A 26,984-nucleotide genomic window follows, 5' to 3' on the forward strand; every position below is an offset into this window, starting at 1 on the left:
AGTTTTGCAATAGTGGGGCAGAAGTGCAAAATTGAACTTGTGTGCTTCTATCAACTTTTGTACATTAGCTGCCAGTTTAAGATGGGTGCATTTGAGTATGCCCAAAGGAGCCCGCAAGTATGCGCAGGACGAAGCCAGTAGCCGCGCCGATGGTGGCGCGGGTCTATCTGCGCGTCAGCACCGACGCGCAGGACTTGGAACGCCAAGAGGCGATCACTACGGCCGCGAAGGCCGCCGGCTACTACGTCGCCGGCATCTACCGTGAGAAGGCATCCGGCGCACGCGCCGACCGGCCTGAGCTGCTGCGCATGATCGGCGACCTACAGCCCGGCGAGGTGGTCATTGCCGAGAAGATCGACCGCATCAGCCGCCTACCTTTGCCCGAGGCCGAGCGCCTGGTGGCCTCGATACAGGCCAAAGGCGCACGCCTGGCCGTCCCTGGCGTGGTCGATCTATCCGACCTGGCGGCCGAGGCCCAGGGCGTCGCCAAGATCGTGCTGGAAGCCGTGCAGATCATGCTTTTTCGCCTGGCCTTGCAGATGGCCCGCGACGACTACGAGGACAGGCGCGAACGCCAGCGCCAAGGCATTGAGTTGGCCCGCCAGGCCGGGCGGTACAAGGGCCGCCGTGCTGATCCGAAGCGCCGCGCCCAAGTTGTCGCGCTGCGCAAGTCCGGCTACAGCATCAACAAGACCGCCGAGCTGGCCTGGTACAGTGCGGCCCAGGTGAAACGGATATGGGCCGAGGTCAGCCAGGCCGAAGCGAAGCAGCACGGCGCGTTCGTGGAGGACGCATTGACGGAAGCCGATGCCCTGGCCGCTGTCGGCCAGGATGAGCGCCAGGAGGAAAGGGCATGAAGAAGCCGAACCAAGACGACGAGCCGTTTTTCATCACCGAGGAGATTGCGGCCGAAATGATCGCCGGCGGCTATGAGTTCGAGCTGCCGCCCATTCCTTGCACCATCCGCCTACGCGACGTGCTGGAGCGCATGACCGATGCTGAGCTAGCATTGCAGCCGGGCGAGATCGCCGACCAGGAGCGTGAACGCTGCCGGCGCAAGCCGTGTTCAACCTCATGATCTGGTCATGGTATTTTTCATGGCACTGAGCCTGATAGTTCTTGCAAATTGTTGTCACTAAAGGGTTTTGTGTGCTTGTTTACAATCGAGTGGGAGTGACGGGCACTGGCTGGCAATGTCTAGCAACGGCAGGCATTTCGGCTGAGGGTAAAAGAACTTTCCGCTAAGCGATAGACTGTATGTAAACACAGTATTGCAAGGACGCGGAACATGCCTCATGTGGCGGCCAGGACGGCCAGCCGGGATCGGGATACTGGTCGTTACCAGAGCCACCGACCCGAGCAAACCCTTCTCTATCAGATCGTTGACGAGTATTACCCGGCATTCGCTGCGCTTATGGCAGAGCAGGGAAAGGAATTGCCGGGCTATGTGCAACGGGAATTTGAAGAATTTCTCCAATGCGGGCGGCTGGAGCATGGCTTTCTACGGGTTCGCTGCGAGTCTTGCCACGCCGAGCACCTGGTCGCTTTCAGCTGTAAGCGTCGCGGTTTCTGCCCGAGCTGTGGGGCGCGGCGGATGGCCGAAAGTGCCGCCTTGCTGGTTGATGAAGTACTGCCTGAACAACCCATGCGTCAGTGGGTGTTGAGCTTCCCGTTTCAGCTGCGTTTCCTGTTTGCCAGCCGGCCCGAGATCATGGGGTGGGTGCTGGGCATCGTTTACCGCGTCATTGCCACGCACCTGGTCAAGAAAGCGGGCCATACCCACCAAGTGGCCAAGACGGGCGCGGTCACCCTGATCCAGCGTTTTGGATCGGCGCTCAATCTGAATGTTCACTTCCACATGCTGTTTCTCGACGGTGTGTATGTCGAGCAATCCCACGGCTCAGCGCGTTTCCGCTGGGTCAAGGCGCCGACCAGCCCAGAGCTCACCCAGCTGACGCACACCATCGCCCACCGGGTGGGTCGCTATCTGGAACGGCAAGGCCTGCTGGAACGGGATGTCGAAAACAGCTATCTGGCCTCGGATGCGGTGGATGACGACCCGATGACACCCCTGCTGGGGCACTCGATCACTTACCGTATCGCTGTCGGTTCACAGGCGGGGCGAAAGGTGTTCACTTTGCAAACTCTGCCGACCAGTGGTGATCCGTTCGGTGACGGGATTGGCAAGGTAGCCGGGTCCAGCCTGCACGCCGGCGTGGCGGCCAGGGCCGATGAACGCAAGAAGCTCGAACGGCTGTGCCGGTACATCAGCCGCCCGGCGGTATCCGAGAAGCGGCTGTCGTTAACACGAGGCGGCAACGTGCGCTACCAGCTCAAGACGCCGTACCGGGACGGCACCACGCACGTCATTTTCGAACCATTGGATTTCATTGCAAGGCTGGCCGCCCTGGTACCGAAGCCCAGAGTCAACCTAACCCGCTTCCACGGGGTGTTCGCACCCAACAGTCGGCACCGGGCGTTGGTCACGCCGGCAAAACGGGGCAGGGGCAACAAGGTCAGGGTGGCTGATGAACCGGCAACACCAGCACAACGGCGAGCGTCGATGACATGGGCGCAACGGCTCAAGCGTGTTTTCAATATCGACATCGAGACCTGCAGCGGCTGCGGCGGCGCCATGAAAGTCATCGCCTGCATTGAAGACCCTATAGTGATCAAGCAGATCCTTGATCACCTGAAGCACAAAGCCGAAACCAGCGGGACCAGGGCGTTACCCGAAAGCCGGGCGCCACCGGCTGAGCTGCTCCTGGGTCTGTTTGACTGACGAGCCTGAAGGCCAACGATACCAATCAAAATGCTGCGTTCACAGCGCCGCGGCAGGGATCCGCCGTGCTGGTTGTCGGAAAAGGAGCCGCTAGTGGGAAAGAGGAGGGTAAATTTTCAGCGTTGCTGGCTCCCCGTCAGCCGGATTGGGTTGCATCGCAGGGGTGTCGAAAGAGTCAACTGCGGTCCAAAGCTGTTGGACTTGGGTGAAAAGGGCGTTTATTCTTCCTATACGTGAACCGCATCCTACGGAATGAGTAACCCTTGCCCTATTGTGAGTAGAACGTCGTATAATTCAAACGAAAGCAGTTAATAGGTATGAAATATCACAGCACAAAAGAGCGACAGGACATGTTTAGATGATGTTATTATAAAATAATAACATCATGGATGAATAAAAAATAATTTTCTATCTTTACAACTATGTTATACTTCTATGATAAGGCTATGATGGCAAAGCCTTGGTTTTCCTAATCAAATAGTCGCCGAGATGGCTTCAATGCGACAGTAGGTCTACTGTCTCACAATTAATTCATGTATCAGATTTTTGTTCCCTGATGGGAAGTGTTATCCATACGAAAAGAATATGGGTAAAGTGTTACACCTGTATATGACATTCAGAATGTCCTGTCGGGGGAACTGGTACCAATTTAATAAAAGAAAACAGTATAGAAATGACAATCGAAGATATGCAAACATTAGCCCTAGAGCATGGGCTGAGAATTTCGGAAGAGATGAGCGTCAATGAGATGGGCATCGACTTTAGAGTTGCCTTTGTAAAGGAAGTAAACGGTGAGAACTGGGTACTCCGTATACCTCGAAGAAGCGATATGCTTGAACAAATCGAAAATGAAAGTAGAATATTGGATTTAGCCAAAAGAAACCTGTCGATCAATGTCCCTGATTGGAAAATTGTATCGGAGCGCCTAATAGCCTACCCTTTACTGGAGGATGCGCCTGCTCTGACATTCGATGCGATAACACATGAGGTTTCTTGGAACATAGATCGCGATAGCATAGCTTATGTGGAGTCTCTGGCAAAATCATTGGCCGAATTACATCGTATTACAGCTGACGATGTGAGAAAGAGCAACTTGAAAATAATGACTCCAAGTGAATTGAGGACCGAAATAGCTGACCGTATCCACTTGGTGAAATCTGAGATAGGTATCAGCGAGCCGTTGGAAAACAGATACCGTAGATGGTTGGACAATGACCCTTTGTGGCCTGAATTCACTTGTTTCATCCATGGCGATCTCTATGCAGGGCATGTCTTAACCTCGAAGGAAGGTAAGACCTCTGGTATCATAGATTGGTCTACTGCGCATATGGGTGATCCTGCACTGGACTTTTCTGGTCACGTATCGGTTTTTGGAGAGGATAGCCTGAAGAGTTTGATAACGGAGTATGCTAAACAAGGCGGAACGATATGGGATAGGCTCTACGAACAATCTATAGAGAGGGCTGCTGCAGCTCCATTAGCATATGGCGCTTTTGCGGTAGAGTGCAACGACGATAATCATATCAATGCCGCCAGAGCAGCCTTAGGTATTGTTCAATAAAATGATGTGAGGATACTTTTTTAAATGCTAAAATAGGAGTTCGATTGGTGCCACTTAAGAGTATCATTGATTTCTATTTTAGCCAGTATCCTCCACTTTTAGGAGCTCCTCGAAACTCGATTTTATGATCATCTCTTAAGATTTTGAGCCACCGCTCTACTATCTTGACAGGAACTAATAGCTCGTTTACTAAAAATGGTGCACGCTTTCCTGGATTAGTTCTTATCTGATTAAATAGTAGATTTACTCCCTCACTTACTCCCTCATTAGATTCGAAAAGTAGCTTTGATGAGACAATAACTCGAAAACCGTGCTGGAAATTTTCAAAGACAGGGGGACGCAGACCATAGGATGCGAAGCCTTCTTGGATTCGTTTGATGCCTGACCCATATTTTTCAATAAAATGCGCTTCTTTGAACGTGGCAGATATCCTTTTATTGCGCACCCATGGCGAGTAATCTTCACGAAGAAGCTGATCAATCGTTAAGTTATCAGCTAAACCACCTGGATTGAAAAACTCTATGGAATTGTAATACACCCTGATTATGGAATCGGCAAATTAATTTGGACTTGGGTGAAAAGGGCGTTTATTCTTCCTATTACGTTGTCGGCAGCGGGCCAAAAAGGAATACGTCCATGCCCATCGAGGTGAAACCGGCTGTGAGCGCGGGTTCAAGCATATAGCCCGACAGGCGCGTATCCTTGCCGATCACGACACGATGGCGGTGGTCACCGCGACGAAAGACACGGCCAGCCGCCATGCCGACGCGCAAGGCGGTTTCCGCCGTCATCGCGCCTTCGTTGGCTTTGCCACGAATACCGTCTGTGCCGAAATATTTGCGCACCATAAGGTCAATTATCCTGTCGTCGGGTCGCCCTCAAAGGGGACATGCCTGCTGAACCGCGAATATAGAGAAATATCCCGAATGTGCAGTTAACGAATTCTTGCGGTTTCTTTCAGCGCCGCCAATACCGCCAGCCCGTCGCGCAAGGGGCGCGGCTCGTGTGTGCGGATGAAGTCAGCTCCACCTGCGGCGGCGGCAAGCTCTGCAGCGAGTGTCGCGGCCCCGACATCCCCCGGACCACGGCCTGTGAGCGCGCGCAGAAAGGATTTGCGCGAAACAGACAGAAGCACCGGCAAATCGAAGCGCAGCCGCAATTCATCGAACCGCGCCAGCACCGAGAGCGAGGTTTCGGGAGCAGCCCCCAGAAAAAACCCCATGCCGGGATCAAGGACAAGGCGGTTGCGTTTGATACCGGCACCCGTCAGCGCCGCGATGCGCGCGTCAAAGAACGCCGCAATGTGATCCATGATGTCGCCAGCGGGTGCCTCGCGCCGATCTGCCTGCCCGTCTTGCACCGAATGCATAACGACGAGTTTGGCAGATGATTTCGCCAATTGCGGATAGAACGCAGCGTCTGGAAAACCGCGAATATCATTGAGATAGGCCACACCACGCGACAAGGCATAGGCTTGCGTCGCGGGTTGATAACTGTCGAGCGAGACGGGAATGCCATCTGCCTTGAGCGCGTCCAGCACCGGCGCGATACGCGCGATTTCTGTGTCGGACGAAACAGGCGCGGCGTCGGGATTGCTGGATGCCGGACCGAGGTCGATCACATCTGCCCCCTCGGCCATCAGCTTACGCGCCTGCGCAATGGCTGCGTCTGGCGCCAGATACCGGCCTCCATCGGAGAAACTGTCCGAGGTTATGTTGACGATGCCGAAAATGATGAGCGATTTATTCATGGGGGCTTCTATAATAATCTCTGTACACGACAAAAATAGATAACTCATTGAAATAATGTCACAATAATTGTTTTCTAACGACGAATACTATGACACATCTCAATGAGTTATATCTTATCTTAAACAAATCTCTAAAATGGAACAAGTCACATTTAAAGTGCTTTGCGCTCATCATGCTTGTGATTATTTTAAAGCAAACATGTAATCTTTCTTCTGCATCTAAAGCCTTGCCCATCAAGTGTTTACCACAATCATTTTATCGACGTATGCAGCGCTTCTTTGCAGGTCAGTATTTTGATTATCGTCAAATTTCTCAGTTGATTTTCAATATGTTTTCATTCGACCAAGTGCAACTGACTTTAGATAGAACCAATTGGAAATGGGGAAAACGAAATATTAATATCCTGATGCTCGCAATCGTTTATCGTGGAATAGCGATACCTATCCTTTGGACATTGCTTAATAAACGTGGAAATTCAGATACGAAAGAGCGTATTGCTTTGATTCAACGCTTTATAGCCATTTTTGGTAAAGACCGTATTGTGAATGTGTTCGCAGACAGAGAGTTTATCGGTGAGCAGTGGTTTACATGGTTAATTGAACAAGACATCAACTTCTGCATTCGTGTTAAAAAAACTTCATTGTCACCAATCATTTAGGAAAGAATCATAAAATTAGTGATTTATTTCGCCATCTTAAAGTTGGTCAAATTGAATGTCGTAAACGACGGATTTTGGTTGGTCGGGTGAAACTATATATAAGTGCACTACAGTTAGAAAATGGAGAGCTTTTACTCGTCGTTTCTCCTCAGTTTAATGCCAATGCTATTCAGGATTATGCATTACGCTGGGAAATTGAAACCTTATTCAGTTGTCTCAAAGGACGCGGGTTTAATCTTGAAAATACGCGCTTGACAGACCCTAGACGAGTGAAAAAATTGATTGCGGTGTTAGCTATAAGCTTCTGTTGGTGTTACTTAACGGGTGAATGGCAACATAATCAAAAAAAAGCGATAAAAATAAAGAAGCATGGACGACTCTCAATGAGTTTATTTCGCTATGGTTTAGACTATGTTCAAATGGCGATTCAGCGTTTAATTGGTTTTGGGAAAAAAGAAGAGTTTAAGGAAATTTTGGCAATTTTAAGAAAGCAGAATCCTGATAGGATAAGGGTTCTGTGAAATTTGTCGTGTACAGAGTATAATAATAATAATCGAGCATGAGTCTCATACGGATGCTCGGGTCGAAAGGGAATCCCCAGGCGAGTAACCTGTTTGCGGTGATCCATTAGCTGCAGGAGCAGAAGAGCATACATCTGGAAGCAAAGCCAGGAAAGCGGCCTATGGAGCTGTGCGGCAGCGCTCAGTAGGCAATTTTTCAAAATATTGTTAAGCCTTTTCTGAGCATGGTATTTTTCATGGTATTACCAATTAGCAGGAAAATAAGCCATTGAATATAAAAGATAAAAATGTCTTGTTTACAATAAAGTGGGAGTAGTAATTTCGTTACTTTGTTTAGAATTTCTTCAGAAATATTTCTTAATAAATCGTGTTTTTCAACAAGCGTAAAATTACTTTCTAAAATCTCTTGTTGTTTAGCTCGAGTTTGGGTATAAGCCCCATAATAAAATTGACGAGGATCTTTAAGCACGTACCAATCTTTCATTTGGATTACAGTACGGCCCTTATCGTAAAGATCAAATTCAGGCTGCCATAAAGGTTTGTAATGAAAATTAATTTCTTCCTGAATATCGTAGGTCGCTTCTTGATAACGTGAAGCTGGTTTATCACCAAATCTTTTTTCAATATAAGCATAAGTATTTCTTAAAGGCTTAACTGAAGATGTTTTAATATCAATTTGCATATAAATCTTCCTGATTTTTTAATAAAGACTAGAGTTTTTATTCTCTAATACCGGCCTGTCCAAATCGCCACTTCATGCGGTCATATTCAATCTTTGCAAAATCATCCGTACTTAGGTGCTGTACTTGATGGTGTGCGCAGAATTCTTCAAAAGCCTTGACTGGCATAATCATTTCTACAGCTAACTCTGGATCACCTATCGAAAATTCAAATTCGATATATTTGTCACGCTGAGTCCCTGTAACATGAATAAAGCAAGGAGGCTGTTCTACATTGAGTTGCTGCATACCAAAATCCTCATATTCTCCATAAGATTATTGCAACTTGCATGCCAATTTTATTTATTATTATTTTTCAAATATTTATGATTTTCTCTTTTTTATTTCATACAATGTTCTTTATCAAATTCTTAAGTCACAATGTATGACTTAAGAAAATTCTCAAGTGTTTTATATTTTCTCAGTTGTATAAGCACTTATAGATGATCAAAAAAAAAAGAAGCCAAAGCTTCTTTTTTTGATTTTCCAACTCGCATTGATAGCCCCTATAATTCAATCAACTGAACCGTACCGGGTTTGTCGGAGAGTTTTTTATTTAAGTTAGGCCACCTGACCTAACGGGTTAATCTTATCATAGTACATTGCTTCAAAATCAAAAGGTGATACATAACCTAGTGCACTATGTACACGCTCTTTATTGAACCAATCTACCCAATTTAGTGTCGCAAGTTGTACATCCGCTAAACCTTGCCAATCTGCTTTTAGATATTCAATCACCTCTGTTTTGTATAAGCCATTCACCGTTTCAGCCAAAGCATTATCGTATGAATCACCAGTCGTACCGACTGATGCTCGTAAATTTGCTGCTTCTAAACGATTGGTATAGCGAATGGAAAGATATTGCACACCTCTGTCGGAATGATGAATCACATTCTTTGGCATGCCTCGATCATGCAATGCTTGCTCCAATGCATCGAGCACCATATCTGTATTCATCCGTGTCGATACTTTCCATCCAACAATTGCTCGTGAGAACACATCAATAATAAATGCAGTATAAACCCAGCCTGAATTTGTTTGAATATACGTAAAGTCACTCACCCACAGTTGGTCAGGATGATCAGCAGTAAAATTACGTTTTACCAAGTCATCCGCTCGTTTTTGATCATCTCGGCTACGGGTGGTTTGTTTGTTCTTACCACGCCAAACACCTTTTATACCTAGCTTTTGCATTAATCGAGCAACAGTACAGCGCGCAATAATATAGCCTTCACGTTTCAGTTTTTGCCAGACTTTACGTACACCATACCGACCTGAACTTTCCTTCCAAATTCGTTTAATCTCCTCAGCATGATGCAAGTCATGTAAATCTCGCTTTGCTCGATGTTCTGGATTTTCACAGAGATCTAGAGTCCGGTAATAGGTTGAAGGTGCGATCGGTAAAATTCTACAAATCGCCTCGACTCCGTACAGCTCTTTATTATTATGGATAAAATCCACCATTATTTGTGTGGGCGGTCGAGCTCCGCCTGGGCGAAAAAAGCGGCTGCTTTACGTAGAATTTCATTGGCGCGTTGCAGTTCTTTATTTTCGCGTTCGAGTTGTTTGATACGTTCTTGGTCTGAAAGCTGCTGTACTTTAACTGGATTTTGTTTATCTAAATATTTTTGATACCAAACACGTAGTGTTTCAGGAGTACAACCCTTGCGCAGTATACTGCTCAGGGAGCAATAGCGGTGATCGCAGCCCAATTCGATGGATAATCTTTCTCGGATTCAATCAATAATTGAACCGCTCTTTCTCTGATTTCAGGGGTATATTTTACTTTTTTCATCGGGACATTCTCTCAGAAAGCTTGGTCTCCGACAAACCCGGTACGGTTCAAAAATCTTCCATTGATTTATTTATATCTGTTAAACCAGTCGCATTATGAAATGTAATATAAGTAGAAATTTCAGTATAAATGGTCATGATCTTTTCTAAATTTGAATATCTAAGCGTCTTCATTAATCAACCTTATTGATTATTAGTTTCTTCTTTTAAAGCTCTTTGTACTGTTGCTATCCCTACTTTAAACTTTTCTGCAACACCTCTAAATGTTGAATTTTCTTCAGCCATTGCTTTTCGTATTTCAACATAGTCAACCTTCCGCTTTCTTCCCTTATATAAGCCCTTCGCTTTGGCTTTTGCAATTCCTTCCTTTTGACGCTCACGGATCATGGAGCGTTCAAACTCTGCAAATGCAGCAAGCATCTGAAACATGAGTTTATTTATTGCCGATTGTGCTACATCATGACTGAAGGTCAAATTCTCTTTATGAAAAATAATGGTTATACCACGATCATTCAGACTATTCACAATTTCGTTCAGATCATTTGTATTACGTGCCAGACGATCAATACTATGAACATGCACCGTATCACCTTCACGCAGATAGTCGAGCATTGCATTTAACTGAGGACGTTCACGGCTACCACCGCTTGCCTTTTCAGTAAAGGTCTTATCCAGGCTGATTCCATCTAATTGACGTTCAGTATTTTGTTCAGTTGAACTGACTCGAATATATCCGACCTGATTAGGCATTCTGTACCGTTAGAGTTTAGATAATTAAATACATATTGTACCGAAATTAAATATTAAGTCTATAAATACGGTTTTTGAGTTGCTTTTTAAGACTTTATTTTGTTCCGTTAGGCTATAGGACAATATGACAGTAAAAATCAAACTATGTTCATAAGAAGATATAGCTAAATACTGAATTTATCAGCACACCTAAAACCCTATAAAAATGGATTTTACAGGCATTTTTATGTGCTGATCTTTTTAGAATTTAGCTATAGCTTGAGCTGTTCAGCAGCTTAAAGTTTTTTCCACAAATTTAATTATTTAAGATGAATCTAAGGTTATTTAAAAGACTTAAATGTCCGAAATTTTTATTTTGTACCTTATACACAGGGCTAGGATTAGCGAACTCATTGGAGATAAATTCTGGAGTTGTAATAGCCCTTGCCAAATTTTTCGAGCAAAAGTCTTTTTCCAAATAACGTAATGTAAATAAAAAGGACTCTATATTAGGTGTTACTGCAATCCATTTTCTATTTAAGTTATTTGCCGCATTCAAACAGACGCTATCAAAGCTGAAAGCATCCAATATTAAAGAGTCTTCATTGGTACTGGATTTAATAATAACCTCATAGGCTTTCTGCAGATTTTTAATTTGGTATGTTGAATTTTTTGCTGATGCTAAGTCCCAATAATCTGTATATCTAACACCGGTATCACTTTTAACATAATCCTTTAAACGTGGATTACCTGTTCTTGACCAATGAATAAGGCCCTGTTGATCAAGTTCATCCATTTTTTCTGGAGAAAAACGCCAGTGCTTACCTTCGGGTGGATTCATATCCCTCCATTGTCTACCAGTTTCACCATGTTTTCGTACACCAGGAACATGTAAAGGCATGAGTCTAAATTGCCCCAGTGCATCCACATGAGGAAACTTTTTAGCTAAATTATCATCTGTGATTGTCTGGACCAGATCATTCCAAATAAAGTTATCTGTTTTGGTATAAAAAAGAATTACCTCATGAGCGGTTTTAGTAAAACCTTTTGATGCTTTAAATGAAGAATTATGGGTTTTTAGTAAAATTTGATTCACACACCTAGCTTCACCAAAAACTTTATCTAATATTACTTGGAATTCACTCATTAGGTGAAGATTGGAAACATGTACATATAGACTACCGTTATCAGTAAGTAATTGTCTCAATAATTCAAAATATTGACGGTAATGTTTAAGTACAGAATCTTTGTTTTTAAAGAGCCCCACAAAAAGAAAAAAATCGATCTCTGGTTTTATAACAATCAGATCAAACTCTTTGGATTGCGAAACAAGTCTATGTAAAGAGTTTATTTCATTCCCAACAATGATATCAAAGTCATTGATTTCATATTTTATTTTTTCAAAATCTTTATCAGAAATACCCGTGTCGCTATTTTCAAAGAAATAGCCAAAAGAAGGGAATGCAACAAACTCATCCATTGAAGTGTCTCAAAAAAAAATAGCTATTGGTATGGATTATATGATTGACAACCTTCATAAAACAAGTTAATTTTTTTGGTAACCAGTTTGGTTACCAAAAAAATTGTTTAAAAAAAAGAGCTTTAAAAACTCTTTTTCCCATTTATTACGATCATAAGAATATGAGGCAATAAACTACGCCACTTGGTAGGTTAGCGTAGGGATTTTTTCATAGTAGATATCGAAAGTAAAGTTATCTATATCCTCATTGTTTCTAGTTCTTGTGATCCTTTACTTTACAAGGATAAATTTATGCCAAATGTGTATTTAACCCACAATAACTTAGACTTGATGTACCGAGAGGAAAAAATCCGGAAGAGTTTTCAGAAAGAGGTCATTAAATCTGTTTTACAGAAGCTGTATGATTTTATGAGTTACGATTCTGGAAATTCATCAAATAAGATGATCACTTACTTTGGATTGAATGGATATTCAAGTCACTCTTCACATCAAGAGAAATTAGAGCAGTGGCTTCAACAAGAAATTTCGGAAGTTTACCTGCATGATATAAGTCAGGAAGAAGTCGTTGAGATTTTATGGAAAAAAATTCTCGATATCATTAGCCATTAATTTTTATACAGGCTGTACTAGATTAATCTAGTACAGCCTGTATATTAAAACCAATTTACAACTAAATTAGTTTCAAATTGGTTTCTATTTAGTTTCATTCTTCCTTTAACTTCTTCAGTGCAAATCTAATAATCCCATTATGGAGCAACATTAAACTGGACGTATGATCGGTGGTTTCTCATTTACGTTCATAACTAAGCAACAACCTAAGGAAGTCACGCACAGCAAAGCTAAGAAGCTAACAGACAAGCAGATTCAATTCTTTGCAAACAAGCTAGCTCACCATGATCCATTTGCAAGCCAAAAAGCTGCAGTAGGGGAAAGCTATGCTGATCTAGAGAAAAGGCTCCTGATTGAACTACAAGATCCCGAGGTTGTCAGAAAGTATTCTAGTGTCCTCAAAGAGTTAGGTCTTGAGATGTGATGTACAACTAGGGCGTGTCATCAATTAAGCCAAATGATTGTTGAAGCCAGGTAGATCGCTGATAAGAAGTTTTGAGCCAATTTATCATAGCGTGTGGCAATAGCACGATACTGCTTGAGCTTGGCAAAAAAGTTCTCGATCAGATGTCTTGCCTTGTAGAGATTTCGATCATAATCACGCTGATCAATAGAATTACTTTTCGCTGGCATCACAACTTGACCCTTCGCCTCTAAAATTGGATCAATGACTCGATCCCTGGAGTTGTAGGCTTTATCCATAAGCCAGGTCTGGCTCAACGATAAGTCCAGCAACACATCTGAACCGTTTAAGTCATGGACCTGCCCATCAGTGAGATAAAATCCTGTTGGGTTGCCTAAAGCATCAGTACGGGCATGAATTTTGGTGCTTAAGCCCCCTTTACTGCGTCCAATCGCCTGATTTCCCCCCCCCCAGCGCTGTGTTGATGAGCACGTACAATGGTGGAGTCTAACATGGCATATTCATTATCACTGTCATGTGACAGTACTTCAAAGACTCTCTGCCACACACCTGTTTTAGCCCAACGACTAAAACGAGTATGCACGACTCTAAAATCACCAAAGCGTTCGGGTAAGTCTCGCCACGGGATACCTGAACGATACCGATACAATACCGCTTCAACAAATAGTCGGTTATCTTTGGCCGTTACTCCAACAGTACCCATTCGTCCAGGTAACAGATCTTTAATCTGTTCCCACTGCTCATCTTTTAATGCATAGCGTTTAGTCATAAAAGTATAATGGGGACAAGGCGGTTTTCCTCAAGCTAATTGATGACACGCCCTAGATTAGTTGTTTAAAACAACTAATCTAGTTTTTTAATAGTTGTAATTTGATTGCAAAAAATTAAGCAGCAGAGAGCTCTTCTGCTAATTGCTCAGCCTGTTCAAGCACAGTCTCAGTAGCCAATAAAGCCATATCAGGTGGATAGCCATACTTCTTGAGTAGACGCTTCACAATGACTCTCAGCTTCGCCCTGGCAGCTTCTTTGATGGTCCAATCCAAGGTTACGTTCTTACGAATAGACTCAGTCAGCACAACAGCGAGTTCGCGCAGGATCTCTTTTTGCATCAACTCTCTAGCACTGTCATTGTCTGCAACTGCTGAATAGAACGCATATTCATATTCAGTCAGGTTGAGTTCCTCTGCCATTTTGTCTGACTCTTGGATTGCCTTAGCCAACTTGATGAGCTCATCAATCACTTCGGCTGCAGTCAGTACCTTGTTCTGATAGCCCTTGATCGCAGAGCTCAGCATCTCCATGAGCTTTTTACCTTGCGTGACACTACGCTGCTCTCGCATCTTGATCTCATCGCCTAAACAACAATGACAAACACCGACTAAAAGGGGCGTTTTACGATGAAAAATTCGAACTTGGAGCTTATGCAGAGCGCCTTCGAGAGGCAGAATCAAATAAACCAACTGATCGTGAGCTTGCAGCTGCTCTCACAGACGCTGATCAACTTCGAGAAACTTATCGAGCAAAGCGAGCTGCCTATCATGAACAGTACCACCCTTTTAAACGGGATAGAGAGTACGACAAGATCCATAGAATCCAATCTAAGCTCGATTTTGACCGAGGTGGGGAATCTATCACCACAAGTGCTGCAAGAAGCAACAATGGACTATCTAGTAGCGTTAAAAGCAATCCACGAGCAGATATCGAATACAGATATATCGAAACTCCAACGGCTTTCAGTCTCAATCGAATCGCTGCAGACCGAAATCAACAAAGCAATTGGCAGCATTTCGATAGATCAGAAGAGCATCCAAGCCCAAGTCCAGGCCCAAGTGAAGCAGGCGATAGAAGAGAGCCAAAGCGAGCTAATAGAGACCGGAATTCAGTCGCTATTAAACTCTCAAAAAGCCAAATACATGACATGGGCGAGTACAGTTTTTGGGGGGCTGATGATTTTAATCAGTTTTTATACGATCTATCAGTTCAGTACAAACCTAAAAACCATCCAAGCACAAAAAGAAATGATTCAACAGAATTCACAAACAATTCAGAGCCAACTCAATTACCTAAACAGCATACGGAGATAAGTTATGCAGACCGAGATCGACCAATTTTTGACAGAGCAAAACGCCTTGTTGAGTCAACAAAACAGCTTGTTAGCAGAACAAAACGAAGCCTTGAGTCAACAGGTCAGTTCATTAAAGAATATTTTGACCACTTACAGCGAAGTAGAGCAGAGTTTAAAGGACAAAATCAACAACTTGAACTCAGAGAAAGAAGCTCAACAAGCCTTGATTTTGGCTATGAAAGTAGAACTTTCAAAGCTCGAGCAGGGCGAATTTTCGGAGCAATTACAGCAAGCATTTCAAGAAAACTTGAGAACCCAGTTACAAATGCAATTAACGACAGCATTAAATCAACTGGATTTAAACAGCATTGTCAGCGACCTGGTAAAGATCGAATTAAAATCCATTCAACAGACGCTAGACACACAGCAGACAGACCTGGAGACAGCACTCTCAACCATCTTGCAATTGCAGCTACCCACCGACTTTTACACAGACTTGGAGATGCAAAGCAAGCAGATCAATACGCTTGGGGAAACTGTAGAACGATTAATGACCTTAATCAACAACTTGAACAACTAGAACCCCTAGTCGCTAAAATTCGACCCAAGCCAAAGCCGGCTACAGATTTCCGTGACTTGAGAATTGACGCTTATTACCCTGGTTACGTTGCTGATCACAAACAACTTTCAGCCCAACAACAGCAAGCATACAACGATAATAATCTATTGCAATTGATTGGTTGTGTGCAGAAAAAAGCTCAAAACTTGGAGAAATACATCAGCCAAGCAAGCAGAATGATCAATACATGGGACTATGACAAAATCGAGGAGATCATCAAAAACGACCAACGCATGCTTAACTATCTGAAATGTGAAATTATTTTAGAGCCTCAAAATGACCATTTGAAACATCAAAGAGCGTCATATCAATCGTGTTTAGAGAGTTTTGAGAACATAAAGAGCCATATCCACGAGGTGAAAAAGCCTAATCCGACTCCTCAAAGCGATGTCTTAGAGCAAACTTATGAACCTGAAAAGCAGCCAAATCGTGATTATGATCTAGATTTTTAATTTCAGCATTGATGATATAAACCGTCCGCTTCGATAATAGCAAAAGCGCAGATTCTACAAGCGGACATTTCTATTTGGGGTTTACACAACAAAAAAGGGAGCTGTAAGCCACTGCTGTCCCATAGTTTGATTTAAATAAAAAAACCTGAGTCCGAACAGTTAAAATATGAGTGCAAACAAACACTTTAACGACCAGGATTCAGGTTTTGTCACATCAGAATACCGTATTTCATCAGTTAATTAAACCAGTCTTACGACAAGATTTTGAACGGCTTGCTAAACAACATCATGTTGGGCAGAAATTCAGATCTGCTTCTCGATGGGATCAGTTTATTGCCCTGTTAATGTCCCAACTTTCCTGCCGACAAAGCCTACGGGATATTCAATCCAATCTTGAGTCCCAGCAGGAAAAGCTTAATCATCTCGGAGCAAAGTCTATTCCCCGAAGCACGCTGGCACGAATCAACGAGGAGCAACCTGCTGCCTTGTATAAACAGATGTTTCATCAATTACTGCAATACTGTGAAAAATCAAAAGTAGCCCATAAATTTCGCTTCAAGAATCCTCTGTATTCCCTGGATGCCAGTCACATTGATCTGTCGCTTTCCTTGTGCGCATGGGCCAAAGTTCATGATTCAAAAGCCAGCATGAAACTCAGCATAGGATTGAATCACAGCAATCATATTCCTGAGTTTGTTGCAGTTGAAAATGGTAAAGAAAATGACATGGTACAAGGCCGAAAATTCCAGTTTCCCTCTGGCAGTATTGTGGTCTTTGACAAAGGCTATGTAGATTATCAATGGTATGCGAATCTGACCGCTCAAAATATTGGCTTTGCTGAATAAGCCGTCATGAATAGGTTTGTGCAACAAAGCCCTCTATAGCTCACGGCTTTTGGTTGTTGAGCTTTTTGAGTAGGTGATTGCTTATATTTTATCGTTTGTTTTGTTTTTTTAATAGCTGTATCAATAGCTGTATTGAAAGAGATGCTTGGAAGGATCTGTGCTGCTTCCAGGACATTACTGATCAATTTGGATTGGTATATCAAGTCATGGAGAATAAAGTTGTTGTTCTGGTCCTATATGTTGATAGACGAGGTAGGGTCTATAAAGGCATGCAATCAAATTGGCTCACGGCTTTTGGTTGTTGAGCTTTTTTGAGTAGGTGATTGCTTATATTTTATCGTTTGTTTTGTTGTTTCGATAACTGTATCAATAGCTGTATTGAAAGAGATGCTTGGAAGGATCTGTGCTGCTTCCAGGACATTACTGATCAATTTGGATTGGTATATCAAGTCATGGAGAATAAAGTTGTTGTTCTGGTCCTATATGTTGATAGACGAGGTAGGGTCTATAAAGGCATGCAATCAAATTGGCTCACGGCTTTTGGTTGTTGAGCTTTTTTGAGTAGGTGATTGCTTATATTTTATCGTTTGTTTTGTTGTTTCGATAACTGTATCAATAGCTGTATTGAAAGAGATGCTTGGAAGGATCTGTGCTGCTTCCAGGACATTACTGATCAATTTGGATTGGTATATCAAGTCATGGAGAATAAAGTTGTTGTTCTGGTCCTAGATGTTGATAGACGAGGTAGGGTCTATAAAGGCATGCAATCAAATTGGCTCACGGCTTTTGGTTGTTGAGCTTTTTGAGTAGGTAATTGCTTATATTTTATCGTTTGTTTTGTTGTTTCGATAACTGTATCAATAGCTGTATTGAAAGAGATGCTTGGAAGGATCTGTGCTGCTTCCAGGACATTACTGATCAATTTGGATTGGTATATCAAGTCATGGAGAATAAAGTTGTTGTTCTGGTCCTAGATGTTGATAGACGAGGTAGGGTCTATAAAGGCATGCAATCAAATTGGCTCACGGCTTTTGGTTGTTGAGCTTTTTGAGTAGGTAATTGCTTATATTTTATCGTTTGTTTTGTTGTTTCGATAACTGTATCAATAGCTGTATTGAAAGAGATGCTTGGAAGGATCTGTGCTGCTTCCAGGACATTACTGATCAATTTGGATTGGTATATCAAGTCATGGAGAATAAAGTTGTTGTTCTGGTCCTAGATGTTGATAGACGAGGTAGGGTCTATAAAGGCATGCAATCAAATTGGCTCACGGCTTTTGGTTGTTGAGCTTTTTGAGTAGGTGATTGCTTATATTTTATCGTTTGTTTTTGCTGTTTTAATAGCTGTATCAATAGCCGTATTGGAAGGGACATATTAAAAAAGGCCGCGGTGTACTTCGCAAGCCAGTCCAAATGAGGTACGCCTTTATTCAGGACAATCAGCAAATATAGCCGATCCGTTGTTTATGTTCAACTCTGGATGTTCATCACAGTGATTATTACGCATGGTTAAAGGTTAAAGCAACCAACCAGTAAAACTGCCAAGAAACGGCAACAACTCTTTGGGTAATTCTGGCTAGAATCTGGCTATCGCAAGATTCACTGTGATTTGAAAGATGTTGGTGAGAGTTACGGGATCAATCAGGTCTATCGGTTGATGAAAGCTAATTGTCTTAAATCATAGCGGGGTTATCGTAAACCTAGATCTCATGCTGGTAATACCGCTGTCGTTGCTGCAAACACTTTAGACCGACAATTTATCCAATTCATCCCAACCAACTGTGGGTGACTGAAATCACTTATATCCGTACGCATGAAGGCTGGTTATATCTTGCGGTGGTGATTGATTTATTTTCGCGTCTTGTGGTTGGCTGGTCGATGAAATCCAGAATCACCACAGACCTGCTTTTAAATGCATTATTGATGGCTTTGTGGCGAAGAAACCCAAAGAACAAAGTCCTGATTCATTCTGACCAAGGCAGTCAATACACCAGCCATGGGTGGCAGACATTTCTCAAGCATCATAATCTTGAAAGCAGTATGAGTCGGCGTGGAAACTGCCATTATAATGCTGTTACCGAGAGTTTCTTTCAGTTGTTAAAGCGAGAGAGGATCAAGATGGATATATGTGTCTAGAATTTTGGTGGCTATTCAGTCCAATAGAATAAAGACATGTTTTTAAACTGTTACCTCTATTTCTACAAAATTAATAAATGATTTTTTATGTTCCTTAGAACATGAATATAAATGAGAAAGGGTAGAGTTTTATAGATGGTTAATGAGTTCTAAGGCTCGTCAGAGCTTTAGAAGGAATGTTAATTAATTTTTATAATTCTTCTTTTAAGATAAAAATTTTTAACTAATTGATTACTATTATATTTATATCTAACTCAAGACAAGCTTTTGTCTTAGGACTATGTTTTACTATTTTAAAAGAAAGAGGTGGTCCCACTTGTTTGAACAACTAAAAGCTTATTTATAAGTGATGTTCTGCTCTAGTTAAGCTACCTTATTTTGTTGTGGTAGCTGGTCATAGTAAAACTCATCTGGAGTCATTTTGTCCAGACTCGAATGAGGTCGTTTCAAATTATAAAATTCAAAATATGCACTCAATTGCTTTTTCGCATCGGTGACACTGCTATAAGCTTTGAGATACACCTCTTCATATTTAACGCTCCGCCATAATCGTTCAATCATCACATTATCGACCCAACGACCTTTACCGTCCATGCTGATTTGGATGTCATTTGATTTTAACACTTCAATAAACGCATCACTGGTAAATTGACTGCCTTGGTCTGTATTAAAGACTTCAGGTCGGCCATATTTTTCAATAGCTTCATTTAATGTTTCTATACAAAATGCAACCTCCATACTAATCGATACGCTATGAGCAAGCACCTTACGGCTGTGCCAATCAATCACAGCACATAAGTAGACGAAGCCTTTTGCCATAGGGATATATGTTATATCCGTTGCCCACACTTGATTACTCCGTTGAATATTCAATCCTTTGAGCAGATAAGGATATTTACGGTGAGCTTCATTGGCCTGACTTAGATTTGGTTTACGATATAACGCATTAATGCCCATTTTCTTCATTAAAGTACGTGTATGACGTCGTCCTATATGATGTCCTTGACGGTTCAATAAATCACGCATCATACGGCTACCTGCAAAAGGGTATTGCATATGTAATTCATCAATACAGCGCATCAGCTTCAGATCTGATGCACTCACAGGTTTTGGGCGATAGTAATAACAACCACGGGAGACTTTCAGTAGCTTAGCTTGCTTAGATACTGAAATCTGAAGTGAGTCGTCGATTAACTTTTGTGGTTGAAGCGGCCCAGTTTCTTCAACACACCTTCTAAAAAATCAATTTCTAATGCCTGCTCACCGATTTTTGCATGTAGTTTTTTTAGATCAATGGGTGGTTCTGCTGGAGCTTTTGATTGATCGAAGGCTTGCGAGGAAGCCGAAATCAATTGATTTTTCCAGTCGATAATTTGGTTTTGATGAACATCAAATTCAGCACTCAATTCAGCAAGTGTTTTTTCTGCTTTAATTGCAGCAAGTGCTACCTTAGCTTTAAAGTCATTTGAATGATTTCTTCTTGGTCTACGTGCCATAAAATACTCCATATATCGATGTTTATAACATCATTTGGGGAGCAAAATATCACTTATAGGTGTTGTTCAAATTTACGGAGCCATCTCTGAACTCTTTGAATTTATAACTGTTGATAACTGCCTAAGCTCTTACACAATTTATTGTATAATATAAAGGGCTGTGGGAAAAAAAGTGTAAAGTATTTCTTGTAAACAATTGTTTTTATAGTAAATGTATATTTAATTTTCATTTCTAAAAAAAGTGTAAAATAATTATCTAATCAATCAAATCTTATTAGCTCGAAACTTTGCGAGCGTATAGCTAAATGCGCTAGCATTTTGATATACCGAGTAATAGTTTGAGCAAACAAACGACTGAACCAGTTTACTATAGAATGAGAGTAACAGAGTGCGTTAGTTGATCTCAAGACAAAATGCTATGTCCAAGAGAAACCCTTACACTTTTCTATCTTAGATAAGGGGGGTATGCTTAAAAAAGTGTATAGTTTGATTTTACACTTTTTTATATTGAAATATTATCAATCAAATACTTAAAAAGAGTAAACAATGGACTTGTGTGAAATAAAGTGTTGACATTGATTTATAATTTTGATACTGTTAATCACATAGGATAGAGGATTATCCCTCACTACTTCATATCCTGACAACATATAAATGACACTAAAAATTAAGACCTATTTAGGTAATCCGATAAATGAATTTACAAGATTTAGTAATAAATAATGCAGTAAAAATAGAGCAAGATGCTCAAGCAAATACAATAACAATTATAGCTAGTGATAGCTCCGAAAAACTTTCAAATCTAATTAAGGATTTTCCAGACAACTGTTATGTAAATAAACAAATTACAGGTTGTGGTGGTACAACATTAGTTATCCGTAATGCAAAAAATTATGTAGTTCTCGTTCCTTACATTAACCTACTTAAATCCAAATTAGCAGACAACCAAGGAATTGTTGATTTAATTGGCGTGTATGGTGATACCGAGAGAGAAGAAATAACAGAATATTTAAAAGACACTTCAAGTTCTAGAAAAATTGTTTGTACTTTTGACTCATTACCAAAACTCCTAACAACACCAGGCTTCAATCCAAAAGCATTTAAATTACTGATTGATGAAGCACATACACTTGTGAATTTAGGTAGTTTCAAAGCAGCTACTTGTGAATATGTACTTCAAAACTATAACAAGTTTGGTTCGTACGTTTTCTTAACAGCGACACCAACAAAACGTGAATATTTTCCTTCAGCACTCGAACATTTACCACTATGTACAATCGAGTGGGGTGATGTTAGACCGGTTAAATTTAACCTTCAAAAAATTGAACATGGCGTAGGTGTAAACAATGCTTTGTTTGGATTGTGCTATGATTATTTGATGGGAACAATTGAAGGCAATGCTCATATCTTCTATAACTCAGTGACAGAAATTGCATCTATCCTAAGTAAGTTGAAAGCCTTAGTTGATAAGGAAACAGGTAAGAATCTGTTTAATCCTGACGATATTAGAGTTGTATGTTCAAAATCAAATTCAAACCAAAAAACATTTAATAGTAAGCTTGGCTTGAAATGGGCAAAGATCAGTGACATCACTTCAGCCCCTGCAAAGATCAATCTGTATACTTCAACTGCTTTTGAAGGTGCAGACATCTTCGATGAAGAAGGACAAACCTACATCATCATTAATGGACTCCGTGATGCTACAAAAGTAGATTTCCATGTACTTGTACCTCAAATTTGTGGTCGTATTCGAAACACAAAATATAATGAACACATTAATCTATTAGTTGGAAATCTACCTGAAGCTGCAAGTTGTACAAAAGAAGAATGGATGCAGGAAGTTCAGAAACGTATCCAAGACAGCGAAGACGTTTTGAATGATATCAAAGAAGGTAAAATGTCAGATGCAGGACGTGAACAATTAAGAAAAGCTGCTGAAGATGACAAGTACACATTCAAAGATGAAAAAGGTGAACTGTATGTTTCAGACGTTGCATTGAAAGCTGAATTACAGGCATACGAAGCACTAGAAGCAACTTATGTGGTACGTGTTGTTGCAGGTGCTGAAGTTAATGAAGATGGATATTCTGCCTCATTTAGAGCTTTACTGACTGATGAAACAAAACATAAAGCATTCGCTCATAAACCTGAAGGTGTAGCTAAATTTTTATCAGGTCATAGCCAGTGCTTTTATGAAACGATGAAAGAATATTGTGAAGCAAGAGATGCAGATAATTCTAAAATTTATAAATTGGTTGATGCAAAGGATGACTATTTCAAAACTGCTTATGATGTTTTGACGCACGACACGATTAGAAAATTTGAATATAGAAAGTTACCAATTGAAAGAGCATTAAAGATTCAAGATGCACAGAAGGATAATGCAACTGAAATTCCGACTTTACTTAATTTGAAAAAGGATGAAGTTATTCTTCGTTCAGATATAAAAGTTCGTATTCAAGATGTTTATAATGAACTTAATATACCTGACAAAGCAAAAGCTACTGATATTGAAAAATGGTATAAAGTTAAAGATACTAGATTAAATACAAAGCCTGCTTTTAAAATAGTTAAAATGTTGTAATTAGAATAACTAAATACAAGTTTTTACATCATTTAATACCTCTAACAATACAGCTATTAAATGAACATCCAAGAGATTGTAGATTTAGTTCAATTAAGTCATGACATTGTTAAGATTTCCTCTATAGAAAGCATATTCATCACCTGCTGCAGTCCAATACGCTGTCAGGGTTTACCCTGGATCAGCCCTGTAATTTTCTAGGCTGAGTGCTACAGTTTCACTCTGGTGGATAAAGCTCAATGGAACTTGTCCTATTCCAATCGTCTGGCACAAAGCCAGACCACCAGGACTTTCATGCGATGGCCATGCTTATTACAGAATAGATAAGCGCAATGTGGTTTGATGTAGCCAAAGGCTCTCATCACCTATGCCATTGCAGTATCCATATCCGCATGCATGTCCATGGGCTGGAGAACGCTTGATTTCATCAATACAGATCATTTAATTATACTAGAGTAATATTTGATATTCAAAAGACTAAGCTATCTAGAGCATCTGCTGCAGTAGAATCCTAATGTGAGCAACAGTCTCTTGATTGCTGGCGGCGGTTCAGTTCTTCTTTTACTGGGGGCAAATGCAGCACTTTTAATAATGGAAACTATGGACGGTATTGAATAGCTAGAAAAAGCGGTGGTTCACCGGATGCTTACAGTTTGAAACGTACCATAAATTAATATTAAAACCAGATATATAAAAAGATATCAACCCGTATAGTTTAGTGCTTTAGAATCTGTATCACCCCCAGTTTAATGCGGCACATCACATCTATAACCTGTTACAAAATAAACAAATATTATTCTTGTAGACTTATATTAATCCTTTATACAATAGAGCTATTGTTACATCTATTTAGGTAGAAGAAGAAATGATAATTACCATTGCCAATCGTAAAGGTGGAGTAGGTAAGACAACACTGGCTACAAACCTTGCTGTAGCCTTGAGTAAGAAGGGGTCTATAGTCCTAGTTGATGCTGATGATCAACAGTCAGCTCTTAAATGGTCTAAGCGTAGAACTCAAAATCCTGTTTATACTGAATACCATACTGGTGATTTAAAGAAGATCCTTTTAGATCTTCAAAAGAAATATGACTATGTTTTATTAGACGTAGCTGGGCGTGACAGTGAAGAATTTAGATCTGCTCTTCAAGTCAGTGATAAGTTAATTGTTCCAACACAACCAAGCCAAGCCGATGTTGAAGTCCTTCCATTTGTATTGAAATTATTTAATACCTATCACAAGGTCAATGAAAAGCTTCAACCATATCTGGTTGTTAATAAAGCTCCATCAAATACAAGATCTACTGAAGTTGCAGATTCAATCGAACTGCTAGGAACACTTCCTAAATTCAAGTTATTAAACACCATTATCCGTGATCGTAAACAATTCCGTGATGCAACGATTCAAGGCTTGTCTGTAATGGAAATGGGTAGCTCTAAGGCTAGAGATGAATTTAATGATTTCTTGGTGGAGATCCTATAATGGTTAAAAATAAGAGTAAACCATCTTTAGGTTTTGGTGATGATCTTGAGGAAATTTTAGAGAATCCTGAAGCGACTGTAGATGATGCTAATGGTCAAGAAGTCGAATACACACGTAATTTAATGTACAAGATTATTCTCACTCCACACACCCAAGATGTGAAGAAACGCTTTCGTAAAGAGCACGGACGTTTAGCATCTGTACCTTTGTATTATGAGGAAGAGAAAGTTCTAAAAGAAGCAGCCGGATTCGTTGGTGAGTCTTTGAATGATTTTATTCGTGATGTAATTCTGAAAGAAGCAAAACGTGTTTTAGGTGCTGAAAAATATAACTTAACACTGGGTAAACCATTTAACCAAACTAAGGTTAAATTGAGTGAAGAGGAGCATCAAAAATTGAGTGAACAGCGCAAGGCTGAACGTAAGAAAAATAAATAATAAAAGTCCATCTCCTAACTTTATCTAACAATATATTAATTCATATAATATTTTCTAATTTCTTTGGTGTGTTCTGCCACTGAAAATTATTTGATTAGTGTACAAAATAGCTAACACAAACTAGCTGTAGTTTCGTAATAACACTAAATATAAAAAAAATGGAAGAATAATTTACTAAGTTATTGTTTTTAAGTTGATCCTTGTTTTATATGGGGGTGATAATAACTTCTGATTACTAGTTTTTACCTTAAATATACCGATTGAAAGATTCATTTAAAGGCTATGAATACATGAGTTTTACAGTTTGGCTAGGTCAGCATGAGTACTTTTCACAAGATTTAAGATCGACCATGAACGTGATTAAGTTATAGGGGATTGATGAAATAGTTTTTATGAATTTCTGGCTTTCTGGGCTGATTTTATCAAATTCATGTCTATGCAAAATTGCGACATATTTCTCGTGCTGGTAGTTATCCAGAGTTTGGTCTGCATCTATCCATAGTGCAGACCTTTTTTTGGTGACAGTTTTTTCTTAGTGATTTTCGATCTGGATGTAGTGATAGAGATGGCTCCGTAAATTTGAACAACACCTATAAGTGATATTTTGCTCCCCAAATGATGTTATAAACATCGATATATGGAGTATTTTATGGCACGTAGACCAAGAAGAAATCATTCAAATGACTTTAAAGCTAAGGTAGCACTTGCTGCAATTAAAGCAGAAAAAACACTTGCTGAATTGAGTGCTGAATTTGATGTTCATCAAAACCAAATTATCGACTGGAAAAATCAATTGATTTCGGCTTCCTCGCAAGCCTTCGATCAATCAAAAGCTCCAGCAGAACCACCCATTGATCTAAAAAAACTACATGCAAAAATCGGTGAGCAGGCATTAGAAATTGATTTTTTAGAAGGTGTGTTGAAGAAACTGGGCCGCTTCAACCACAAAAGTTAATCGACGACTCACTTCAGATTTCAGTATCTAAGCAAGCTAAGCTACTGAAAGTCTCCCGTGGTTGTTATTACTATCGCCCAAAACCTGTGAGTGCATCAGATCTGAAGCTGATGCGCTGTATTGATGAATTACATATGCAATACCCTTTTGCAGGTAGCCGTATGATGCGTGATTTATTGAACCGTCAAGGACATCATATAGGACGACGTCATACACGTACTTTAATGAAGAAAATGGGCATTAATGCGTTATATCGTAAACCAAATCTAAGTCAGGCCAATGAAGCTCACCGTAAATATCCTTATCTGCTCAAAGGATTGAATATTCAACGGAGTAATCAAGTGTGGGCAACGGATATAACATATATCCCTATGGCAAAAGGCTTCGTCTACTTATGTGCTGTGATTGATTGGCACAGCCGTAAGGTGCTTGCTCATAGCGTATCGATTAGTATGGAGGTTGCATTTTGTATAGAAACATTAAATGAAGCTATTGAAAAATATGGCCGACCTGAAGTCTTTAATACAGACCAAGGCAGTCAATTTACCAGTGATGCGTTTATTGAAGTGTTAAAATCAAATGACATCCAAATCAGCATGGACGGTAAAGGTCGTTGGGTCGATAATGTGATGATTGAACGATTATGGCGGAGCGTTAAATATGAAGAGGTGTATCTCAAAGCTTATAGCAGTGTCACCGATGCGAAAAAGCAATTGAGTGCATATTTTGAATTTTATAATTTGAAACGACCTCATTCGAGTCTGGACAAAATGACTCCAGATGAGTTTTACTATGACCAGCTACCACAACAAAATAAGGTAGCTTAACTAGAGCAGAACATCACTTATAAATAAGCTTTTAGTTGTTCAAACAAGTGGGACCACCTCT

Annotated in this window: 21 protein-coding genes, 6 pseudogenes and 1 other annotated feature; of the genes and pseudogenes, 16 read left to right on the forward strand and 11 right to left on the reverse strand. The window is 40.9% G+C overall.

From position 1 onward, the window contains the following. The first annotated feature begins 119 nt into the window (after positions 1 to 119). The 4 genes from G0028_RS20385 to mph all read left to right on the forward strand — a co-directional run bounded on the left by G0028_RS20385 (position 120) and on the right by mph (position 4,343). Positions 120 to 857: a recombinase family protein gene (locus G0028_RS20385; RefSeq protein ID WP_180047919.1), complete on the forward strand. Its 738-nt coding sequence runs from the start codon at positions 120 to 122 to the stop codon at positions 855 to 857. After that, complete coding sequence (locus G0028_RS20390) at positions 854 to 1,078, forward strand: hypothetical protein (protein ID WP_000743213.1); 225 nt, start codon at positions 854 to 856, stop codon at positions 1,076 to 1,078. Before G0028_RS20385 ends, G0028_RS20390 begins: the two co-directional genes overlap by 4 nt. Positions 1,079 to 1,288: 210 nt before the next feature. Next, positions 1,289 to 2,782, forward strand: a complete 1,494-nt coding sequence (locus G0028_RS20395; RefSeq protein ID WP_001120888.1) for an IS91-like element ISVsa3 family transposase — start codon at positions 1,289 to 1,291, stop codon at positions 2,780 to 2,782. A gap of 673 nt (positions 2,783 to 3,455) precedes the next feature. Continuing rightward, positions 3,456 to 4,343: an Mph(E)/Mph(G) family macrolide 2'-phosphotransferase gene (gene mph / locus G0028_RS20405; protein WP_071830579.1), complete on the forward strand. Its 888-nt coding sequence runs from the start codon at positions 3,456 to 3,458 to the stop codon at positions 4,341 to 4,343. 73 nt (positions 4,344 to 4,416) lie between these two features. Here mph and G0028_RS20410 read toward each other — a convergent pair whose 3' ends face one another. The 3 genes and pseudogenes from G0028_RS20410 to sul2 all read right to left on the reverse strand — a co-directional run bounded on the left by G0028_RS20410 (position 4,417) and on the right by sul2 (position 6,093). After that, the gene (locus G0028_RS20410; RefSeq protein ID WP_180048061.1) at positions 4,417 to 4,881 is read right to left on the reverse strand and encodes an ATP-binding protein; all 465 of its coding nucleotides are present in this window, start codon (positions 4,879 to 4,881) and stop codon (positions 4,417 to 4,419) included. A gap of 67 nt (positions 4,882 to 4,948) precedes the next feature. Beyond that, positions 4,949 to 5,191 (reverse strand): annotated as a pseudogene (gene glmM / locus G0028_RS20415) (phosphoglucosamine mutase); the annotation flags it as partial. Positions 5,192 to 5,277: 86 nt separating this feature from the next. Continuing rightward, positions 5,278 to 6,093: a sulfonamide-resistant dihydropteroate synthase Sul2 gene (gene sul2, locus G0028_RS20420; protein ID WP_001043260.1), complete on the reverse strand. Its 816-nt coding sequence runs from the start codon at positions 6,091 to 6,093 to the stop codon at positions 5,278 to 5,280. 89 nt (positions 6,094 to 6,182) lie between these two features. Between sul2 and G0028_RS20425 the strand changes: the two genes are divergently transcribed. After that, positions 6,183 to 7,273 (forward strand): IS4-like element ISAba1 family transposase gene (locus G0028_RS20425; RefSeq protein WP_085940648.1). Its coding sequence is split into 2 segments (ribosomal slippage): positions 6,183 to 6,723 and positions 6,723 to 7,273, totalling 1,092 coding nucleotides; the frame shifts between segments, so codons are not numbered across the junction. Between the two features lie 196 nt (positions 7,274 to 7,469). Here G0028_RS20425 and G0028_RS20430 read toward each other — a convergent pair. From G0028_RS20430 to G0028_RS20450, 5 genes and pseudogenes are all read right to left on the reverse strand, one after another. Beyond that, on the reverse strand, positions 7,470 to 7,955 hold the full coding sequence (locus G0028_RS20430) for a hypothetical protein (RefSeq protein WP_006581703.1): 486 nt from the start codon (positions 7,953 to 7,955) through the stop codon (positions 7,470 to 7,472). A 37-nt stretch (positions 7,956 to 7,992) separates the two neighbouring features. Next, a complete protein-coding gene (locus G0028_RS20435; RefSeq protein WP_006581702.1) occupies positions 7,993 to 8,241 on the reverse strand; it encodes a phenol hydroxylase subunit in 249 nt (82 codons plus the stop codon). A 312-nt stretch (positions 8,242 to 8,553) separates the two neighbouring features. After that, positions 8,554 to 9,787, reverse strand: a pseudogene (locus G0028_RS20440) (IS3 family transposase). Further along, positions 9,382 to 9,498, reverse strand: a sequence feature (AL1L pseudoknot). Its footprint overlaps the pseudogene before it by 117 nt. Positions 9,788 to 9,969: 182 nt before the next feature. Then, complete coding sequence (locus G0028_RS20445; RefSeq protein WP_006581699.1) at positions 9,970 to 10,536, reverse strand: recombinase family protein; 567 nt, start codon at positions 10,534 to 10,536, stop codon at positions 9,970 to 9,972. A 295-nt stretch (positions 10,537 to 10,831) separates the two neighbouring features. Further along, complete coding sequence (locus tag G0028_RS20450; RefSeq protein WP_100355865.1) at positions 10,832 to 11,995, reverse strand: DNA methyltransferase; 1,164 nt, start codon at positions 11,993 to 11,995, stop codon at positions 10,832 to 10,834. Between the two features lie 291 nt (positions 11,996 to 12,286). On the opposite strand from G0028_RS20450, the gene G0028_RS20455 reads away from it, so the two are divergent. Continuing rightward, positions 12,287 to 12,604, forward strand: a complete 318-nt coding sequence (locus tag G0028_RS20455) for a hypothetical protein (protein ID WP_100355864.1) — start codon at positions 12,287 to 12,289, stop codon at positions 12,602 to 12,604. 157 nt (positions 12,605 to 12,761) lie between these two features. Further along, a pseudogene (locus G0028_RS20460) lies at positions 12,762 to 13,028 on the forward strand (RepB family plasmid replication initiator protein); the annotation flags it as partial. A 20-nt stretch (positions 13,029 to 13,048) separates the two neighbouring features. On the opposite strand, the gene G0028_RS20465 reads toward G0028_RS20460, so the two are convergent. Together G0028_RS20465 and G0028_RS20470 are read right to left on the reverse strand one after the other, a co-directional pair. After that, a protein-coding gene (locus G0028_RS20465) for an IS5 family transposase (protein ID WP_373683607.1) occupies positions 13,049 to 13,797 on the reverse strand; the annotation gives its coding sequence in 2 pieces (ribosomal slippage) (positions 13,049 to 13,467 and positions 13,467 to 13,797; 750 coding nt in all). A 115-nt stretch (positions 13,798 to 13,912) separates the two neighbouring features. Beyond that, positions 13,913 to 14,386: pseudogene (locus tag G0028_RS20470) on the reverse strand (type I restriction enzyme endonuclease domain-containing protein); the annotation flags it as partial. A gap of 39 nt (positions 14,387 to 14,425) precedes the next feature. Here G0028_RS20470 and G0028_RS20475 point away from each other — a divergent pair. From G0028_RS20475 to G0028_RS21190, 5 genes and pseudogenes are all read left to right on the forward strand, one after another. Continuing rightward, the gene (locus tag G0028_RS20475; protein ID WP_100355863.1) at positions 14,426 to 15,112 is read left to right on the forward strand and encodes a hypothetical protein; all 687 of its coding nucleotides are present in this window, start codon (positions 14,426 to 14,428) and stop codon (positions 15,110 to 15,112) included. Between the two features lie 3 nt (positions 15,113 to 15,115). Next, positions 15,116 to 15,673 (forward strand): hypothetical protein, encoded by a 558-nt coding sequence (locus G0028_RS20480; RefSeq protein WP_100355862.1) that lies wholly within the window; start codon positions 15,116 to 15,118, stop codon positions 15,671 to 15,673. A gap of 56 nt (positions 15,674 to 15,729) precedes the next feature. Next, positions 15,730 to 16,164: a hypothetical protein gene (locus tag G0028_RS20485; protein ID WP_100355861.1), complete on the forward strand. Its 435-nt coding sequence runs from the start codon at positions 15,730 to 15,732 to the stop codon at positions 16,162 to 16,164. Positions 16,165 to 16,370: 206 nt separating this feature from the next. After that, positions 16,371 to 17,000, forward strand: a pseudogene (locus G0028_RS20490) (IS4 family transposase); the annotation flags it as partial. A gap of 1,382 nt (positions 17,001 to 18,382) precedes the next feature. Further along, a pseudogene (locus G0028_RS21190) lies at positions 18,383 to 19,135 on the forward strand (IS3 family transposase); the annotation flags it as partial. Positions 19,136 to 19,507: 372 nt separating this feature from the next. Here G0028_RS21190 and G0028_RS20500 read toward each other — a convergent pair. Beyond that, positions 19,508 to 20,640 (reverse strand): IS3 family transposase gene (locus G0028_RS20500; protein ID WP_227554852.1). Its coding sequence is split into 2 segments (ribosomal slippage): positions 19,508 to 20,388 and positions 20,388 to 20,640, totalling 1,134 coding nucleotides; the frame shifts between segments, so codons are not numbered across the junction. A 694-nt stretch (positions 20,641 to 21,334) separates the two neighbouring features. Here G0028_RS20500 and G0028_RS20505 point away from each other — a divergent pair. The 4 genes from G0028_RS20505 (at position 21,335) to G0028_RS20520 (ending at position 26,923) form a co-directional block, all read left to right on the forward strand. Continuing rightward, the gene (locus G0028_RS20505; RefSeq protein WP_100355859.1) at positions 21,335 to 23,224 is read left to right on the forward strand and encodes a DEAD/DEAH box helicase family protein; all 1,890 of its coding nucleotides are present in this window, start codon (positions 21,335 to 21,337) and stop codon (positions 23,222 to 23,224) included. A gap of 865 nt (positions 23,225 to 24,089) precedes the next feature. After that, positions 24,090 to 24,704: an AAA family ATPase gene (locus tag G0028_RS20510; protein ID WP_100355858.1), complete on the forward strand. Its 615-nt coding sequence runs from the start codon at positions 24,090 to 24,092 to the stop codon at positions 24,702 to 24,704. Beyond that, positions 24,704 to 25,141 (forward strand): hypothetical protein, encoded by a 438-nt coding sequence (locus G0028_RS20515; protein WP_100355857.1) that lies wholly within the window; start codon positions 24,704 to 24,706, stop codon positions 25,139 to 25,141. The genes G0028_RS20510 and G0028_RS20515 overlap by 1 nt, the downstream gene beginning before the upstream one ends. 649 nt (positions 25,142 to 25,790) lie before the next feature. Continuing rightward, positions 25,791 to 26,923, forward strand: a protein-coding gene (locus G0028_RS20520; RefSeq protein WP_227554852.1) for an IS3 family transposase whose coding sequence is annotated in 2 segments (ribosomal slippage) — positions 25,791 to 26,043 and positions 26,043 to 26,923 — 1,134 coding nt in all. Because the reading frame shifts where the segments join, the coding sequence is not laid out codon by codon here. The last annotated feature ends 61 nt before the right edge of the window (positions 26,924 to 26,984 follow it).

Source organism: Acinetobacter piscicola, from assembly GCF_015218165.1.
GTDB classification, from domain to species: domain Bacteria; phylum Pseudomonadota; class Gammaproteobacteria; order Pseudomonadales; family Moraxellaceae; genus Acinetobacter; species Acinetobacter piscicola_A.